Genomic DNA, 17,732 nt, shown 5'->3' on the forward strand with positions numbered 1-17,732 from the left:
GAGCCGGTCGCGTCCAGAAGGACCCCTGTCTTGACATCGTTTTGTTTGCAGATGTCCCAAAGGGCTCGAAGAAGGTCTTCACCTCGCTCGAGTTGCGCGTAGATGACCTCCTCGATCTTCCCGCTGAGCATGGGCCTTTTCATGTAGATCTCCAAATTGATTATGAACCCACCGCTTCCTTGAGTTCCGCCGAAACAATAGGCGATACCGTAGCCGAATTTCCGCAATGCCCGCCTCACAAGGACGAAATTCTTCTCCTGAGGTGGAGAGTGCGAAGCTTTTGCGCGATCAAGCGTCGCGTCTGGGGTCACATGAGCAAAGCACTGGGTCGTGTGGACTCTTGGGATTGAACTAAACCACCGGCCACATCGCGCCTTTGTAAGAGACAGCTGAAGCTCAAGGTCGCGAAAACAGTGGAGAGCTTGCAGAAATTCCGCACATCTCGGCGCACCCAGTCCGACGAAACTGGCCTCAATGCTGACGTCACGCTGAGCGACGGGCTCCTCAGAACCTACCTCTTCGCGGCACCGTTCTGCTTTATCGAAGGAGCAAATAGTTCTTCCTCAAAGCCTGCCGAGTGAAGTCCGCCAAGCGGATTGGCATAAGGAATGCAAAGGTCGCCATTCCGCGCAAAATCGCCGTTGTTCTGCACTGCATCTGGATCAACGGTACCTCCTTCGACGGGAGCAGCCGAACGAGATGTGATCCCGTCTTAGAAGTTTCTGGCCCGGTCTCGACCGGCCGGCGAGGTCCCACTGGCAGGATGGTTGTGGTGACCTCGGTCAATCGGCTGGTCGCAGCTCGTGGGCACTCCACTGCATACGTTGAGGCGCCCGCCCCGGACATCGTCATGGGGCGCTACGCGACCTCGGAAAAGAGAATGCCCCCATCGATGGCATCAAGAGTCAACTAAGCCTGTGCGCGCGAAAGCAAATGTAGAATCGGCGTTCGCCACCGCGATAGAAATTCAATCCAGTCTTGAGGAACGCGAGTTTGGCCTGCGGCCGGATGAGAACGCGTGGGGGCGCGCGCAGGACACCATCGGGTGAAGAGGATTAATAGGTAAGGGAGGTTGAATTCCGGGTCACTCGAAGTTAGTCATCGCTTCAGAAGAATGAGCGCATCGTGATGCTCGTCCGACGAGCAAGGTCGGCACCACGCTGGCGCTTGGAATAAGACGATGAGATTTCTATTGGACGAGCAATTACCACCCTGTCGTGACGACCGCCAAGCGCAGCATGCCTGGTGTCTGGGTCGTCCTTCAAAACAGGGGATGTGACGCTGTCGACGCAGGAAGCGACCTCGCTCAGCTGGTCGTCACACGGCAAGTCGATGAATGTGATCGCGGACTTGCTTGGGATCAAGCCGGGAACAGTCCAGTTCTATCTGGATAATGCGCGCGACAAACTCGGCGCCAGCAATCTCCAGCAGGCCGTCCGCATCGCCTGTCCAGTGTGAGCGCCCGCGGGCAGCGCTCACTCTCACGTTGGGTAACCGCCCCAAGCCAGACAAGGCGGAGACCACGATGCGCAGCACGGCATGCGGTAATTCGTGATGTCCGCGAGCTGCCGTGTCGATTATTCGGCTGGGACCTTCGGAATGTAGCCGAGCCGATTGATCAGGTTGTTTAAGACAAGCTGACGCGCCCGTGCACGGTCTCCGCGTGTTGATGGATTTGTTGGAGCTCCGCGCGACGTTCGGGACAAGAGTTCGTGTCAGCCTCTGCGGCTACCCGCGCAATCGGACCGTCTCAGCGAGGGCGACGCTGGCACGGTATTCGCTGATGGCGTCGATGGTCAGGCGCCCCAAGCTCAGGTGGGGGCCATTCCCCCGAAGTTGTGCTCAAGATCATAATTGAGCGCTGAGGCTGCCAACCACTTCACTCAAGGAGGACACCGGATGAGGTTGCACGCTGGTGGTCGCCGAGTGTCAAGGGCGGGGTCGTCGCTGCCGGCGGCCGCCATGGCGGGCGGAGCGTAGGTAAGTTGCGCGACCGCCACCCTGCGACGGATGCGAATGCCGTCACCGATCACTTCCCACCTGTGCTCCCATCAGGATGAAGAGGACTCGCGAGCAACATCGCGTCGAATTTCGCCGCCTAGCTCCCTAAACCAACGACGGGATCTCGACACCACAGCTCCTCACCGGCTCGTCAGACTGCGCCAGACCAAGGCCATCCTCTCCATTGGGCCGAAGAACATCACCAGGTTCATAGGCCCGTTGCGCCGATCCATCGCGGGGTCATGACGATCAGCACCACGCCGTCGTCGGTGCGCCCGGCGCGTCTCAGCTCACAGCCGAGCCGGCCTCCGACTGCCGTGCCGGCGACAGCGGCCGCTCAAGCCCGAAATGGTCGCGCAAGATGGTGCCCTCGTACTCGGTGCGCGCGAGGCCGCGGCGCTGCAGCTCTGGGATCAGCAGCTGGCAGACCGCGTCGAAGGCCTCGGGCACCGCGGTGGGCGTGACGACGAGTGTCGCAAGCCTCGGCCTCGTACCACTCCTGCATCAGGTAGGCGACTTGGTTGAACGACCCGATCGGAGCGTGGTGACCGTTGTCTCGATCGCCGCGCGCGGCCATCTCACGCAGCGTCATCTTGTCCTTGACCGCCGTGTCATAGAAGTTGCGATAGCGACTGACACTGGCTGGCGGCATAGTGTTCTCGAAGCTGGCATAGCCAGGTGAGACGAGCCGCTCCGCCGGAATCGGCTGATCGGGATCGAGGTTCTCCAGCTCCGCCTGCAGGATCTCCTGCATGCGCTCGATGCCAATGTTCAGGGGCATCCACTCGTTGAGCTGGTTCTCGAACGCCCGCGCCTGCTCGGCAGTATCAGCCACGATCGATTCAAGCCTGGCAGGACCTTGATGCTGTCCGGGCTGCGCCCCGCTGCTGCCGCGCGGGCCCTGAGATCGCGACGGAACGCCGGGGGCCGCTTCGGTATCAGTTTGGGCGGTGAACACCACCTCCGCGTTGCGCGCGGCGAAGTCCCGGCCCACCGGGGACTGCCCGGCCTGGACGATCACCGGTCGGCCCTGGGACGCCCGGCGCATGAACAGCTGGCCCTGGGCCTTGTAGTAGCGCCCCTCGTAGTCGATCGGGTGGATGCGATCGGGCCGGGCCAAGAAGCCGGTGGTGCGGTGGTTGACGACTGCGTAGATTACGGAAGGTTGGACGATGGCTTACTGCAACACGCCTTGGCGATTTGCACCCGTGGGCGCGGGTCAAGGCCCGGGCCGTTTCAGGCCATCGGCGCATTCCTAACGGAGCACGCCCGTCAGCGTGTCCCGACCTTGGCGCGCTCTGTGTATGGGAGCGCGCGCATTTGAAATCCACTGCGACGAGGCTGGATATCATCTCTTCGCCGCGCGTGACGCGAACGTCGCCGACTATGGCGTTTATGTCAGACATCTATTTCCCGACCGCGTGTGTTCGAAGATCCTGCCCCCGCGCGCCTGGCTCGTGTGTCTCCACCTAAATGGACACGCGCCTAAGCTGCCGCTCCAGCAGCCCCGAAGCGCAGCGATCTCGTCGCCAAATTCAAATTATGCGAGCACCTCGTCCGTATGCTCCGCGAGCATTGGAGCGAGCGTTGTCGGCTGTCTCCCCCATCTGGACGGCGTTGCTCATGTTTCTTTACTTGCCGACACGCGGGCGGTCGCGCGCGACGACGAGCCCCTCCGCGACGACTTGAGGGCGTCGACATGTCCTTAAGCTTTCGGACCGCGCAAGGTACCCTTCGAAACATCAGCTGTTCCCATTCAAGTGCGGTGTGTTGCTCCTGATCAGCGGTATGATCTCGTCCTTCCGGCTGTGACGCTTCAAGCGGCGCTCCGAGCTAGACTCGCAGCAGATCGCCTGTTCGAGCCATAGACAGGCGGCCACACCGTGCCTCACCGCGAACAGGAGTATCGAGACGGCGAGCCTCGGGATCGTCAACTTCTTTCACGAGGACGTCCGCCGCGCCAGCGAGCGTAGCCCAGGCGATCGAAACAGCCGTGATGTCCGCGTGCCAGATTCAGTTATGCTCGTGCGCGCTCAAGCGTTGCATCGACCTGGCGATGGCATCGTAAGGAACCCCGCGCCGCCGTCGCGCCGAAGCTCGCGGCCGACGGAATGAATGCCCTGAATTACGATCGTGCCCAAGCCATGGTGTAACTTCGGCGGTGTGATCACCCCGATCTCCGGCTACGCGGGGATCTGGTCAGGCGGCCACGGCGAGCAAGCTGACGAAGGCATCATCGCTGAGCGGACCGATGCTTTCCCGGGTTCATGTAGCGGGAGCGCGGGACGCGCAATGGTCCGACGCCCTAAAAAATCAATCACAATCACGAAGCGCACCAATAGTTTCAAATACCCGCGCGAAGTACGATGAAATGCTCGTCTCGATCACTGCCCGGATGCTGGGCTCGGTACCCGCAAGCGTACGCGCCAGCTGCTTCTTGAAATCGAGTTGCATTGCACGTGCAATCTGGATGCGTTGTGCCTGTGGGGAGCCGGCACCGTGCATCGATTCTGTGAGATAGCCGACCGCATTGCGGCCCAACGTCATGTTCTCGATGAGCCGCAGGACGCGGATACGATCTTCCGTCGGAATATCCTTGCGGCCTTTGAGATATTTGCGAATGAGTGGGCCGACCTCGGCGTGGTCGAGGTCTTGCGCTGAGGGTAGCGTCACCATCAAGCCGCCGGCCAGATCCTGCGCAAGACGTCCAATCTCGTACGGTATTCTCGTCACGTGATGCTTGCACACGTTTGCAAGCATCTCATCGGGGATAAATACCCCCGATTTCATCCGGGAGCCTTGGTGGCTGGCCGCGATCCCGATACCGTAAATGGTCTCATTGAGGTGTGTCATCTCGACGAGTTTGTCCTTGACGTGCGACGCGTTCTCGACGCCGTTGTAGTCGGCTACTACAGCCGCAGCTCCTATGAGCACATCGCCGACCCCAGTCTTGCAAACATAGCTGCGCCGATGATAGCAAGCGAAACGCTCCACCATAGGAGCGGCAAACTCAACCTCGCCGTCCATAAACACGCGCGCCCACGGGACGAACACATTGTCAAATACGATCATTGCCTCCTGGCCAGCATACGCTGCGTTGCCGGCATCAACCCCGCCGGACTCCGCACTGCGGGTGTCGCATGACTGCCGGCCGTAGATGTACGTGATACCGGGCGCCTCGACGGGTATCGCTGCAGCAATTGCATAATCGCGATCCGCAGGGCCGAGCCGCATAGTAGGCATGACAATCAGCCAATGCGAATTCAAGCATCCGGTTTGGTGCGCCTTTGCGCCGCTGATGAATAGACCTTCCTTGGTACGCCGCGTTACGTGCACGAAGAGGTCGGGGTCGTCCTGTTCGGATGGCGACTTGCTGCGGTCGCCCTTCACATCTGTCATCGCTCCGGCGATGACGAGGTTGGCTCCCTGTACCATGGTAAAGAAGTCAAGGAATCGTTGGTGATAGGTCGTGCCAGCCTGTGCATCCATCTCGAAGGTGACCGAGTGGAGCATGTTGCTCGCATCCATGCCAACGCAACGCTGGAAGCAGGTACCAGTGAGTTGACCAAGCCTTCGCTGCATCTTGTTCTGCATGACGAGGTCGTTACGGCTCATCGCAATGTGGAGGAAACGGTTGACGCGCGAGCCTGTGTAGGGTGAGAACGCGGTTGCGATTTCAGGATCGCGTGCGGCTAGATCGAAGGTCTCGGCGACGGCATTGATCGACGGCCGGATGATGGGATGCTCCACAGGTTCGTCGACGAGTTCGCCCGAAAGGAATACGCGCAGTTTTCGCCCGCGCAAGCTCTCGATGTAGTCGACGCCAGATTGAATCGGCTTTGCGTCGCCTGCTGCGCGGACGTTAGTTGTAGTGGCCATCGTGCGGTCGCTTTCTTCTCGAGTTCAGGGTGCTGGCAGGGACCTGCGCAAATTTGCGGCTGATACCGTTAACTTCGCCAATCACCATGCGGTTTCGCCCGACAGATCTGAAGCTTGTTGAAAGTGTCGAAATCAACCCTTTCATCTCACTTCCGTACGCAAGCGAAAGCGCAAGCAGGCGGTCGCGGCGCCCAGCTCGCCCAAGATTCCGCGGCGGAATGCCAGAGCAGGCCATGAACACAACGCCGATCATCACTGGGCTGCAGACGCCGTGCCAGCTAGCACGTTCTGCAGCGCCACTAGCACTGTGACACCAAATTGGCGCATTTGGCGTACCCGCCGTGATAAAGACTTTACGGGACGATTCGTTGTTCATTCGATAACCACCGCCCAACCGCGACGAGCGGCCGACCGACGGCGAGGGGAATTCGGTCGTCCAGCAGAGCGTCGGCGTATCGAAATAGCGCTTTGGGAAGCTACGAACAATCCTGTCGCTTACGGCGAAATGAAGGTTCATCTTGCTTGAGCGCTGTGACGATAGGTTCGATAGCTCAATCTTCGAGATAGGATGGAATATGAGCCGGCAATGGCGTGTCTTCTCTTCACGCGGACACTCTCTTCAGTCATCGTCGAATCGAAACCGAGTTTGACCGGCGTCACTCACCACACACCCCGCCGTGGGCGCGGGAAAATGGGCTGTCAACAGCTTCGTCGGCGTGTCAATGCAGCGGGCAATTAGCTTGTGTATCACCTGGATGGCCGCAGCGCGGTCATAGCAGTTCAACCCGTTCACCCAATCCGGCCGCGCGAACTGGATAGGATGGTGGATGGCGTCACCCGCGAAGATCGCATCCTGCGATCGCGAGCGAAGATAGAGGCCGCAGTGGTGTTTGGTGTGACCGCTCAGGGGCAGGTATCGTACCTCGTCCGGCATTTCGTTCTCGATGGCATAGTCATCGTCCACGAACGTCGCCAAGCCGTGCTTCACCACAGGCAATACGCTGTCGTCGAATGGCTGCTTCCTGTGCGACAGCACGCGACCCGTGTCGATCGCTTCGCTCCACCAGTCGAATTCGCCTTTGCTAATCAGGTAACGTGCGTTGGGGAAAGTGGGCACCCATTCGCCGTTGTGCAGCCGCGTGTTCCAGCCGATATGGTCTGCGTGCAAATGCGAACACATGACAAAGTCGATTTGCTCCGGCAGGACACCTGCTCGCGCAAGATTCTGAAGAAAAGGCGTCTGCAGTCGATGCCACTGAGGGCAATCAGGACGCTCCTTATCATTTCCGCAGCAGGTGTCGAACAGGATCGTGTGGTGTCGCGTACGTATGAGATACGCATGTGAGCGGACGATCAGCTTTCCCGTTCCTGCTTCCACGAGACGCGGACCCAGCCAGTGTTCATGTTCGGCAACGCCCTCGGCTGTCGCGCCTACCAGCAGCCAATGCGGCTCAATCGCCCAATTATCAAATTCGGCGATTGAGTCGACGCGGATGTCCCCGAAAACCTGTGTCTTCATGCTCGAATTCCTCAGCAGTTAAACAGCCGCGCCTTTTTGCTCGTAGAGGAGCGATCTATTCACAGCGCAGCTCCTTGATAGCTGCAGCTATCGCCTTGCGAGCTCCAGCCTTTTCAGAAACCGCCACAGCGTCTTCGAGATCGAAGACCGGAGCACCTGCTCCATATTTTGGCGCCACTAGCGTCCAGTCGAGCTTGTTTCCCGGGATATACAGCATCGAGCGACAGCACTTTGCATCTCGAAAGGTCTCAGGCAAGCGAGTCTCCTTCAACTCTTAGCTCGCACGAGGCCGATGGTCCACGACTCGCACGATCTTTCGCTATCTTGCACAAAGCCCCAAAGTACAGGGACGTGGCGCGGAGAGGCTGCAACGATCAGAGCAAGGTTGCCGGAAACCTGCGAAAAACCCGTCACAAAGCTCTGTTTTCGTCGAGCACAGTTGGAGGACTGGAGCGGTTGTTCCTGAGTAACGGGCTTTAGCGAGACTCCCGTCCATCGAGCTTCACTGCATGGCCGCCCCACCACCGCTTCAATCGCGTTGTCGTCGTTCGTGCGTAACCTTCATGCGAATGCCGGGATCGGGATCGCTGCCTTTCTTGCGAAATGGACTTCCGATTACCAATGGGCAGCCGCCTGGTGCGACGGGAGAACACGAGTGTAGGCCAGCGTCTCGGGCGCGACAATGAACGCGGCGCCAAGTCACTGGTATGATGAAGACGGGATCAGCGTCGGGCCTTCCATCACGCTGCCGATGGAGGAAACGGCCAACGTGACGCTGGCACTATCCTTCAAGTCCCACTAGTTTGCGTGACTGCGCGCCAGTTGGCCAGCGTGCAGCCGATGGCGGCGGCCAGCGCCGATTTCGTCGACAGCGTCTGATCCACCATTGGATCGTACCTGCAGATATGCTTCGTACACCTCTCTCTAGTCGATGTTGAACGGTTTGCTCGGCTGGTTCACCGTCATCCTCCTGTTGTCAGTTGCGACGATGGCCAGCCCGCCTGATCCGATCCCTTCGCTCTGGCCCCATTACGAGCCTTCGTCGCTAATACGAATCGGTCCGTCCCAGTGCTCCGCGTCGATAATCTCGCCTCGCGGTCTTCTCCGCTTGTGCTCTCCCCTTCCATCGGAGCGACTGTTTCCTGCAGTTCCGCGGCAGCGCCTGCATCCGATTCACGCCCCCTCAACACCGGTCGCCCGATCATCAGGCTTCCGGCGGGCTCATCCCAGAGGTACGACACACCTTTGGTTTTGACGACGATTTCCACGTTACGACGGTTCATCGGCGGGTTCATTTTCATTCGTCTCTTGGACGCCTATCCGTTCGGGTATTCCCGACCGTTAGCTTCAACGCTCACGACCGCGCCTCTTAGGCGAAGCCGCTTAAAGTGATTTGAGACCTACTCCTGAAAGTCGATCCCGAGGGGCCATCCCTGCCACAGCTTGTGCACACAGATTTTCAGATCATCTCGATCCTCCTTTCTGTGTGCTTCTGCAGCACACTGTCGTCGCCGCGGACCTTGCCCGCTTGCAGCACGTGGCGGCCCACCGCGTCGACGAGTGGTGTGAGAAGCCGCGCTTGTTAGCCAAGCCATTCGCACAGAGGTGAGCGCGCATGACATCATTGTGGTGGCTGTAGCGGACAAAAAGCTCCCCACCCCCGCGACCAAGTGCGTTAGCAAGAGAAAAAAGCTGACGACCTACCTGCGCTTCTCCGTGGAGCACCGCGAGCGCATCCGCCACACCGATCTGATCGAGCGGACCTTCGGCGAACCGCGCCGCAGGGTAAAGGTCATCGGGCCAGTACAGGACATGAGACGTCGGGATGCGGCCGAAGAGGTGATCGCCACCTGAGATGTGCGAGGAGGGCCGAGCGTCCGTGGCGATTTACACCGAACCTTGGACGCCACCCGGCCCTTCCTCGTGGCTTCATCAGGTGCGGAAGGGTACGCATGCCCACTCCCCGTCGCCGGATGTGCGGCGCGGAACGGGCTCGGCTCGGCCGCGCCGCTCCTGGATAATTGGTCACCGGCAGACCATGATCACCAACGGTCCATTCAGAGAATGACTGCCTCGAAGGCGTCACCGGCCCGGAGCGCAGTCTCCGGACCGGGCTAGTTTCTGCTTTCGCTAGCGAGCTTCTGTAAGGTGTAAGGTTTCAAACCTCCCGCCGCCAAAATCGAAAGTAAGACTTGCGGTGCGGGCACCAGGCTAATCGCCACCGACCGGTTCAGGACGTTCCCCTTTCCCGTCCTGAGGTTCAGCTCCAGAAGATCGCCCGACTCCACCTTCGATGGAAGGTCCGGGTACGCGATGGCTGGAATCCCTCGGTCGATGCACTCGCGCTGGAACTGCGGGTGAAAACTCTCGGCCACAAAGCCACCGAACCCCAGTTCCTGGAACGCACTGATGTAGTAGAAGTGATGTTTGCCTTGCCCGAAGCCCTTTCCCGCCACGAGCACATCGCCACCCTCAACTTGCCGGACCAGATGCGGATCGACCTCTTCAAGAAAATGCTTGGCGAGTTCTTCCGGCTGTTCGGCGATACCCAGCATCTCGTAGATCGGGGGGAAGAAGTAATAGACGCTGAGGTTGTCGCCATATTTCCAAACCTTGCCTTTGAGCGTCAGGGTGTTCATCTGAAATAGCCCCTTGGGTCAGTGATCTCTCCCGTAAGCGCCGATGCTGCTACCACTGCTGCGTTCGCGGCATAGATCTTCGCCTTGTCGCTTCCCATCCGCCCGGAATAGTTCTCGACGGAAGCAGTGATGCATGTCTCCCCATCGGCGAGCCGTAGCGGCGACTGATTGCCCCAAGTGCACGCTCCGCACCCCGGTGATGTCACCGTCGCGCCAGCGCGCAGGAGTGTTTGCAGCACGCCGTTCTCGGCGGCGTCCCGTAGTACATTCGATGAAATCGGTGTCACGACAAGCCGTACATCAGGCGTAATCTTCCGCCCGTCCAGAACCTCCGCCGCGAGCTTGAGATCCTCCATCCTTCCACTTGAGCACGACCCCATATACGCTGCCTGAACCGTTGTGCCTCTCACCTCACTGAGGGGCTGAATCTTCGAAATGTCCCCAGGCCCAGAAACCAATGGCTCGAACGTGGACAAGTCGTATGCGTAGGAGGCGACGTACTTGGCATCTCGGTCCGCGGTCACCGGTTCGAATGGCCCCCTTGCCCTAGGCTTCAAGTAATCGAGAAGCCTCTGGTCAGGTTCGAATAGCGAGGTCATAGCCCCGATGTGATTCGAACCGTTTGCCACACCCATGCGCACGTCAATAGGCAGTGACTGCAATCCGGGCCCACCGAACTCCAGCACGCGACTATCAGCTCGGCCATGAAGGTCTTGAAGCAGCCGGAAATAGATATCCTTTCCGAGGATCCCTTTGGGCATCTCTCCCGTGAGAGTTATTCGGATAGACTCTGGCACGACCATCCACATCTCGCCTGTTGCGATTGCCGGGAACGTCGAGAAGAGTCCTGCGATCGCGAAGCAGTTCAGCGCACCCATCGTGGCGCCTTGTGTGTCCCCAGCAACATAAAACGTGCCCGGCAGAACCCACCCCTCCTCGGCCGGTACTTGGTGCGATAGGCCATGTCTGCCGACGTCGTAGACGTTCTCTTTCGGTACTCCTAGCTTCTGCGCAAACTCCCTCGATCGCGCCACATCGCCCCACCATTTGAGCTCCGCAGCGGTGAAATGGTCGAACGAGAAGACCACCCTCCTTGGATCCCACGCCTTGAGATTGTTCTCAATCAGCCAATCGTCGATGAATCCGTCGCTCATCGAGACGACATCGATCCTCGCTGTAACTACATCCCCGACCGAAACCGCGTCTTTTCCGGAAGCTTTTGCGAGAAGCTTCTCCGTCATCGTCTTGGACATGTCTTTGCTCCTCGCGGGCGCTTGTAAACGTCGAAATGTAAGAGATAATTGAGGTTCAAATTAGGAAAAGCAGGTAAGGGTTTGCAGAAATTCTGCACTTTGTCCCACCTTGGCGCAGGTGTCGATGCTATTCGTGCGGATAGCAGCCTTGCCCTAGATGCCCGAAAACGCGACCAGGCTACCTCGTCGATCTCCACCTACCCTGAGCCTCAAGCTCCCGTAAAAGCTCGAACTGAAGGAGGATCGCAGACCCGCGCGTGAACCACGGCTCAAAGGCGCAGTCCATGAGGCGGCCCACTCCCGGCAAGGTGCAGACGTTTGCGATTCGCGAGGCCAGATACCGTGGCGGGTGGCTGTGTCGGCGAACATCACCCCGATGTCCCGCTGCGCGTCGAAGCCCGCCAGCTTGACGCGCGCGGCGTCTGGGCCGCGATAGTTGTCGGGCATCACCGTAAGGCCGAGCCCCGCCGCCAACAGGGCGAACACCCGGTCGTCATTGCTTGCCCCGTAGCTGAACCGCGGACGGACGCCCGGCGCCGTGAAGTGCCGGCTGGTGTCCTGCAGGACTCGCAGTGGCGGCGCACAATCGTCACATCGCCGGCCAGGGCCTCGGCCTCCGCCGCCCCCCGCGCCGCCGGATGGTACTCGGGGGCCGGCGAGCCCGTAGCCGTCTAGATAGAGAACTTCTGTCGGATAGCGGATCTCTGTGGGCCGGATGTCAGGGCGGCGTCGATCCGGCGGCGCTGCGGGCTTGCCCCGGAGCTCCCGCTCCGCCCTTCAAGGAGCTCAAGCCGGCGTGGCTCGGGCAGCGATGCGTTGAGCATCACTAGGGCTGCCAGCATGCTATGCTGGCTTTGCGGGCCTCTATGCGCCCGATCCGAAGACGGCCATCCCGCGGCTGATGGAGGTGGCCTGCCGAGTAGGCGAGGATGTTGCCTTCCCCGCCCCTCACAGACCCGGACGAGCGGATTACCCGCATCCGGTTCTTCACGCGTAAGCTTCGCTCACGGGACGGCATATTGGTGGACGATCTTGGCTGTCGGCAGCGGGTGTCGCGAGAGCATGGCCCGGAAGCGCGACCACGGCAGATTGCTGTGGCGGCCACGCCGCGCGAGCCATTTCTTCCATATCCGCGTGATCTGGTGGTCAGACCATCTGATCCGTCGGCCGTTGCCGGAGATGCGTAGTAGGCGCAGTGCACCCGGATCACCCGCGACAAGTGCGCGTGCTGCTCCCGGAACGGACGATGCAGGTTGAGCCGACACCATTCCGTCACGGAAGCGAGCGCGCGGGCGTAACGGTCTTTCGCCGTTATCTGTCGGACGACATTCTTACCCTTCCTCGATGGCCCCAACACATGGGTGAAGGCAAGGAAGTTGAATGTGGTCCCCGTCGTCGCGGCATGACGCCCACCGGGGCGTTTGAACCGGAAGTCTACGAAGCGGGTCTTGGTCGGATGGAGTTGAAGCCCATACCGACCAAGCCGCTTGCCCAGCACATTCAGCAATCGCTTGCCGGACAGATGGTCCTCGAAGGCGATCACCGCGTCATCAGCATATCGGACCAGTTGGCACCGTCCCTTGAGCCGCGGTCGCCACCTGCTCGAACCATTCATCCAGCACGTAGTGCAGATAGATGTTTGCGAGCAGTGGCGAGATCACGCCGCCTTGGGGCGTTCCGCCAGTCCTGCGGCGCAGGACGCCTTTTCGAGCATCCCGCCTTCAGCCATTATCAATCATCCTCCGGACGGCGCCGTCCGTGACTCGCTGGTCGAGGAATCGGCGCAGGTGCGCGTGGTCGATGGTGTCGAAGTATTTCGAGATATTGACGTCCACAACCCAGCGACCATCATGCCGTCGACGCCGGGCGCTCCATCCTTGCGCGTCAGGCGATAGGCTTCGAGCATCCATTCACGGTCGAGGCGATGCTGCCCCCGGTCCCAACACGCGAAGGCTTCAGCACGACCATGATTTCGAGTCTTGCCACAGGGCTTCGGTACCCGCTATCTACGCTTCACGAGCGAGGTTGCCGCCGCCCATGCAAGACTCGCTTCCGGCTGGCGGGCTCCGCCTTTGACGGGAGGGCGTCGAACCCTCTTGGTCACGTTGAAAGCTTTCAGACTACATTCTTCCTTTCCAGGGCTTATCCTGACGCAAGCTGGGCGCACGCGCGGCGAAAGGTCTACGAGGTGCATGCCGCCGCCGGCTCGGCCACCGCCCAGGAGATCCTCGCGCGAATGGGCGGGCTCTTCGAGATCGAGGCCGAGATCCGCGGCCGTAGCCCCGCGACACGGCTGGCGGCGGACCAGGCCCGTAGCGTCCGCAGCTCGCCGAACTCGCCGTTCTGGACCAGACGCTGGTGAGGATCAGCGGCAAGAGCTCGCTCGCCCAGGCGATCTCATGCGCGCTCACCTCTACGACCCGGGATCTCAGCGAAGTCCCCCAATGGCTTCCGGCTGGTTGTAAATCCGGTGCACGTATCGCGCACTACCGCCCGAGCTCCGCAGCTCGTCAATGCTCCGCAATCGACGTCCGCGCTCCCCGATGAGTGCGCGAGGGGATTGTCATAAGTTAGCATAAATCGGTAGCAGCTATATCAGCAGGAGAGGCTTGAGGTGGCTGTCGCAGACAGCTATGTCCACATCACGCGAGGATGGCAGGGTATTGATCCCTGCGATCATATTGTTTCGCCGAAGCTCGCTTCACTGCTTGACAAAGAGCTTCCGTTCAAAATTCGTCAGGGTCTCGGCGCCATGCTTGGTAACCAGAACCGTATCGCTAATACTGTAGTTTGGATCATCCCTGATCGTACCGTCACCGGTCCACATACCACAGAGGAGGCGGAAACACATGCCCTCCCGGAGCTCATCCTTACTTCCGCGTTCCAAGCTTGCTGTGTATTCGCGCCAACTGGGATGATAGTTTAGACCAAGAGTATATCCAATTCGCGTGGCGTTCTTAAAGCCATTGGGCACCAGTACGGCTTGCCATGCGGCCCAAACATCGTGACATGCCACGCTTGGCTTCATGACCGCCAGCGCAGCTGCGTGCCCCTCGTGAACGGTACTTGCCAATCGGGTCAGACGGTCGCTCGGCTTACCAAGGGTGACAGCACGCGCAATTGCGGCATTATAGCGGAAGTAGCACCCCCCAAGTTCCATGACTGTGATCCTGCCGCCTTCAATAACGTCGGTTGTCCATGGTGCATGAACGATACCCGCATGTTTTCCGATCTGAATGAACGGAGTGCCAGTGGGATAGCTGGCGCCAAACTCTTGGTCGCCCTCGATTTGCGCTTGCACAATTCGCGCGGCATAGTCGTTTTCACGGATTCCTGGCTTAAGAGAATCAACCGCGACGCCCATGACTTTGTCGGCGATCTTTGCCGCACGTCGCATGAATTCGATTTCACGCGGTGACTTGATTGTCCTGAGCCAATTGACCAGAACACCAACGTCAACCAATTCAGCTCGGGGAAGATTTCTTTGAAGAGTGAAAAATCCGCGCACGCTAAAATAGAAGGCATCACCTTCGTAACCAATCCGGCCAGTGCTCCACCCTCGCTTTTTGATCTCGCTTGCGACTGCCTGCATCGCGTGATTCGGGTAGTTATCGGCATAAGCCTCAGCGTAGCTGACAACATTATCCGCGGAGAGCCAAGTTGTGTGCTGCGCGCAAATGAGATCGACGGCACGTCCAACCCAAACTGGCTCGAGGTCAGCGCTCGTTACAAGTAGAGCCTGGGTATTTTGGTAGGTCATAGCATCATACCCGGAGATATAATTGATATTCGCCGGATTAGCCAAGACTAGTAGAGACAATCCTTGCTCGTTCATCTTCTGGCGCAACCGCGTCAGACGTTCTTGATATTCCACCTTTGGAAATACGGGCGCCATCCTTAAGCTCCTCTGTGATTATGCGCGTCGAGTTAGTTCTCGGAGGTCGGCTGGAGCGACGGCCTGGCGGGTGTTGACAGCAGGCTCATGAGCCCGCTGGTTCTTGGTGCGCGAAAAGCGACGACCGACACCTCCGGTGCCCGTTGGCACGCCTCGGCCGCGGATGCGTCGCTATAGAAGCGGGACGATCTCTTCCCCCCAACGCTTCATCCAAGCGCTGGTGTGTTCGGTGAGATAGGCCCAGTCGGGTCGGTACGTGAACTGACCGATCTCTTCGTTGCTAAACACGAGTGGCTTCATTTCGTCCGCCACTTCCGCCTTCATATTGACCGGAACGCCACCGATCAGGCGATTGAACTCAGCGTTTTTCTCAGGGCCGATGGCGAAATTGGCGAACTTGAATGCGGCATCGGTGTGTTTGCCCTTCAGGACGCACCATCCTTGATCGAAGAGAAAAGTCCAGAAACCCGTGGTCTTTGGGTCCTGCTTAATCAGATATCGAATCTTGAATTTGCGCGCCAGATTGGTGGCGACAGCGCCGCTCTCGAACGCGACACAAGTTTCTCCAGAGATTATGGAGTTGTTGAGCTCAGCTAAGGTCCCCCAAACGCGACCAATATTCCCGATACGGGCGAGCTCTTTCATGAAATCCCACGCTGGCTCCATACGCCTCTCGTCACCGCCTCTATTGAGCGCCATGGACACCATCTGCATATTGAGGTTGGCGGTGGGCGTCGGAATGCAAATCTTGCCCTTGAGCCGAGGGTCCAAAAGGTCATCGAGCCTGGTGATCTCAAAAGGCGTTATATCGTCTCGGCAGAACCAAAAGGCCTGTGTCATGGTTCGCGGGATGTTGACGATGTTGCCGGCCCTATCCCTGACCAGTAGCCGCGATGGGACGTCCACAAGGTTGGGGACCTTCGCCAGGGTGACGGGCTCTGCCCAGCCTTCCTGGGCGATTTGTGGATAGGTTCCATCCCACCCCGCCAAAAGATCTATGCCAGCGTGAGGCCACAGCTCTTTGATACGGGACATAATCGTTATGGCGCCGCCTATGTGCAGCTGCCAATTGAAGTCCACATCCGACTGTTCGGCGGCGATCGCTTTTATCGATTCGATGTAATGTCCGCCCCAATCAATGGCTGTGATCGTTTCAGCGGCGCGGGCCGCAGACGTCGCGGGCATGTTCGACCTTCCCTTCTCCCACAGCGCGAGCGCAATCAACATGGGACCGAGCGCGTTGACGCGCATCGATCTCTAGGATGATTAAGGTAAGAGGTGTGAATTCCTCACTCCCTGAAAGACTTTGATGGCCGACTTGGTGTGAGGTTCTGACTAAACAATACAGACTTGCTTAAGCGGAATTTCCGCAATGTGGCGACGTACAAGATGAAATCCTTTGGCCGAGCCTGAGAACCCGACGCTTTTGTGCGAGCCAGCGTTGCCCTGGGGTCAACGAGCAAAGCACTAGGATCGATCGTGCCCCGGGTCCCGCTCTATAAGGCCAGGTTCAAGGAGGAAATCGATCACCGAGTCGAAGGGATGGGCCAGTTGGCCGGCACGGCGACGATGAGCCCTTAGGTATTTGAGCCAATCGAACGCGCCCAGCGCTCGAAGCGGGCTGGGCGTCCACCCGGCGTAACGCCGGAGCGCGCTCGGCGTGTGCTCCGGATCGGTGCGGTGGCGGCCGCCGCCGTAGCGGCTCGGGTGAGCGGCGACATGGTGTGCGCGCGGTGGAATACCTCGATGGTGCGGGCGGTGATGCGCACATCGACCCTGAGCGCGAATGAGCGCGAGCGGGACCGAGTAGCAGAAGCCTTCCACTTCGATGTGGTGATCGGGTGCGACCCAGGCAAGACGCGATTCCGCGAGTGCATATCGGTCTCCGGCAGCGGCGCAGCGTCGGCCGATCGACACTGTCGAACAGGTCCTTGCGGCTTACCCCGAAGACGACGCGTGACATAAGCCTTCATGCGCACGAGCATCAGCCCGATCGCCTCTTTAGCTTGCGTCAGCGAGAAGAACGCCCGATGGCGTAGCCACCCAAGCAAATAGGTCTGGGCGAAGCGCACCCCACCTCCGACCTTGGTCTTGTCCTTCGGACGCCGCGGTCGTGCTGGGAGGACGCCCACATTATATGCGCCGCCATCATCCCGTAGCTGCGCTTGATCTCGGGATCGCAGAACGACGACTTATACACCGCTATTCAGATTGTCTGGGACCACCGGGCTCGGTACGAGGCGCAACATACGCACGTGCGCTACCGACAGGCACACGAATTCGGCTCCTGGCCGCTCAACAACTACTACAGAACCATCGATAACGCTCCGCTCGGACGACTTCCAAAAGGCGGCCAGTATCAGGCACAGAATCTAGTCATCTGGAACGCAAGTTCGTCACATTGTATGATAGCTCGAACCTCTCGATAGAGGAGAGCGCTTGTGACGAATGCGGGTGTGAGAGGCCGGCCCATCGCGCCGTTGGTGCTGAGTGCGCAGGAGCGAGCGTACTTAGAGAGGCAAGTTCGTCGTCATCGTGTTGCCCGG

12 protein-coding genes and 1 pseudogene are annotated in these 17,732 nt (G+C 59.5%); 3 read left to right on the top strand and 10 right to left on the bottom strand.

Translation table 11 applies throughout. The annotated features are described in order from the left end of the window. Window positions 1-1,242 precede the first annotated feature (1,242 nt). A pseudogene (locus LMTR3_RS20480) lies at window positions 1,243-1,458 on the top strand (helix-turn-helix domain-containing protein); the annotation flags it as partial. Between the two features lie 880 nt (window positions 1,459-2,338). On the opposite strand, the gene LMTR3_RS20485 reads toward LMTR3_RS20480, so the two are convergent. From LMTR3_RS20485 to LMTR3_RS36650, 5 genes are all read right to left on the bottom strand, one after another. Further along, window positions 2,339-3,121 carry an LLM class oxidoreductase gene (locus LMTR3_RS20485; RefSeq protein WP_065746852.1) on the bottom strand — a complete coding sequence of 261 codons (783 nt, stop codon included), beginning with the start codon at window positions 3,119-3,121 and terminating at the stop codon, window positions 2,339-2,341. 1,193 nt (window positions 3,122-4,314) lie between these two features. Next, the gene (locus LMTR3_RS20490) at window positions 4,315-5,880 is read right to left on the bottom strand and encodes a 4-hydroxyphenylacetate 3-hydroxylase family protein (protein WP_065746853.1); all 1,566 of its coding nucleotides are present in this window, start codon (window positions 5,878-5,880) and stop codon (window positions 4,315-4,317) included. Then, window positions 5,864-6,397 carry a hypothetical protein gene (locus LMTR3_RS37820; protein WP_141686720.1) on the bottom strand — a complete coding sequence of 178 codons (534 nt, stop codon included), beginning with the start codon at window positions 6,395-6,397 and terminating at the stop codon, window positions 5,864-5,866. The genes LMTR3_RS20490 and LMTR3_RS37820 overlap by 17 nt, the downstream gene beginning before the upstream one ends. A 102-nt stretch (window positions 6,398-6,499) precedes the next feature. Further along, window positions 6,500-7,399, bottom strand: a complete 900-nt coding sequence (locus LMTR3_RS20495) for an MBL fold metallo-hydrolase (RefSeq protein ID WP_065746854.1) — start codon at window positions 7,397-7,399, stop codon at window positions 6,500-6,502. Between the two features lie 55 nt (window positions 7,400-7,454). Continuing rightward, a complete protein-coding gene (locus tag LMTR3_RS36650) occupies window positions 7,455-7,655 on the bottom strand; it encodes an aldolase/citrate lyase family protein (RefSeq protein WP_141686721.1) in 201 nt (66 codons plus the stop codon). 1,349 nt (window positions 7,656-9,004) lie between these two features. On the opposite strand from LMTR3_RS36650, the gene LMTR3_RS20500 reads away from it, so the two are divergent. Next, window positions 9,005-9,253: a hypothetical protein gene (locus LMTR3_RS20500; protein WP_065746855.1), complete on the top strand. Its 249-nt coding sequence runs from the start codon at window positions 9,005-9,007 to the stop codon at window positions 9,251-9,253. Window positions 9,254-9,513: 260 nt separating this feature from the next. On the opposite strand, the gene LMTR3_RS20505 is transcribed toward LMTR3_RS20500, so the two are convergent. From LMTR3_RS20505 to LMTR3_RS36655, 3 genes are all read right to left on the bottom strand, one after another. Beyond that, a complete protein-coding gene (locus tag LMTR3_RS20505; RefSeq protein WP_065746856.1) occupies window positions 9,514-10,038 on the bottom strand; it encodes a 3-isopropylmalate dehydratase small subunit in 525 nt (174 codons plus the stop codon). Next, window positions 10,035-11,291, bottom strand: coding sequence for a 3-isopropylmalate dehydratase large subunit (locus LMTR3_RS20510; protein WP_065746857.1), 1,257 nt, complete (start codon window positions 11,289-11,291; stop codon window positions 10,035-10,037). Before LMTR3_RS20510 ends, LMTR3_RS20505 begins: the two co-directional genes overlap by 4 nt. Before the next feature lie 826 nt (window positions 11,292-12,117). Further along, window positions 12,118-12,906 (bottom strand): reverse transcriptase domain-containing protein, encoded by a 789-nt coding sequence (locus LMTR3_RS36655; protein ID WP_245319955.1) that lies wholly within the window; start codon window positions 12,904-12,906, stop codon window positions 12,118-12,120. Between the two features lie 351 nt (window positions 12,907-13,257). Here LMTR3_RS36655 and LMTR3_RS40335 point away from each other — a divergent pair, with 351 nt between their 5' ends. Continuing rightward, window positions 13,258-13,653, top strand: a complete 396-nt coding sequence (locus tag LMTR3_RS40335; protein WP_502686654.1) for an IS66 family transposase — start codon at window positions 13,258-13,260, stop codon at window positions 13,651-13,653. Between the two features lie 339 nt (window positions 13,654-13,992). Here LMTR3_RS40335 and LMTR3_RS20530 read toward each other — a convergent pair whose 3' ends face one another. Then, window positions 13,993-15,186 carry a M24 family metallopeptidase gene (locus tag LMTR3_RS20530; protein WP_065746861.1) on the bottom strand — a complete coding sequence of 398 codons (1,194 nt, stop codon included), beginning with the start codon at window positions 15,184-15,186 and terminating at the stop codon, window positions 13,993-13,995. Between the two features lie 171 nt (window positions 15,187-15,357). Beyond that, window positions 15,358-16,437 (bottom strand): extracellular solute-binding protein, encoded by a 1,080-nt coding sequence (locus LMTR3_RS20535; RefSeq protein WP_065746862.1) that lies wholly within the window; start codon window positions 16,435-16,437, stop codon window positions 15,358-15,360. Window positions 16,438-17,732 lie beyond the last annotated feature (1,295 nt).

Source organism: Bradyrhizobium sp. LMTR 3, assembly GCF_001693485.1.
In the GTDB taxonomy this organism is placed as follows: Bacteria; Pseudomonadota; Alphaproteobacteria; order Rhizobiales; family Xanthobacteraceae; genus Bradyrhizobium.

What these genes read in the sequence shown, in the direction of transcription:
- LMTR3_RS20530 (WP_065746861.1), bottom strand. Translation starts at nt 15,186, where the DNA reads ATGGCGCCCGTATTTCCAAAGGTGGAATATCAAGAACGTCTGACGCGG.
- LMTR3_RS20535 (WP_065746862.1), bottom strand. Translation starts at nt 16,437, where the DNA reads ATGCGCGTCAACGCGCTCGGTCCCATGTTGATTGCGCTCGCGCTGTGG.
- LMTR3_RS37820 (WP_141686720.1), bottom strand. Translation starts at nt 6,397, where the DNA reads ATGAACCTTCATTTCGCCGTAAGCGACAGGATTGTTCGTAGCTTCCCA.
- LMTR3_RS40335 (WP_502686654.1), top strand. Translation starts at nt 13,258, where the DNA reads ATGATTTCGAGTCTTGCCACAGGGCTTCGGTACCCGCTATCTACGCTT.
- LMTR3_RS20510 (WP_065746857.1), bottom strand. Translation starts at nt 11,291, where the DNA reads ATGTCCAAGACGATGACGGAGAAGCTTCTCGCAAAAGCTTCCGGAAAA.
- LMTR3_RS20495 (WP_065746854.1), bottom strand. Translation starts at nt 7,399, where the DNA reads ATGAAGACACAGGTTTTCGGGGACATCCGCGTCGACTCAATCGCCGAA.
- LMTR3_RS20505 (WP_065746856.1), bottom strand. Translation starts at nt 10,038, where the DNA reads ATGAACACCCTGACGCTCAAAGGCAAGGTTTGGAAATATGGCGACAAC.
- LMTR3_RS36655 (WP_245319955.1), bottom strand. Translation starts at nt 12,906, where the DNA reads ATGAATGGTTCGAGCAGGTGGCGACCGCGGCTCAAGGGACGGTGCCAA.
- LMTR3_RS20490 (WP_065746853.1), bottom strand. Translation starts at nt 5,880, where the DNA reads ATGGCCACTACAACTAACGTCCGCGCAGCAGGCGACGCAAAGCCGATT.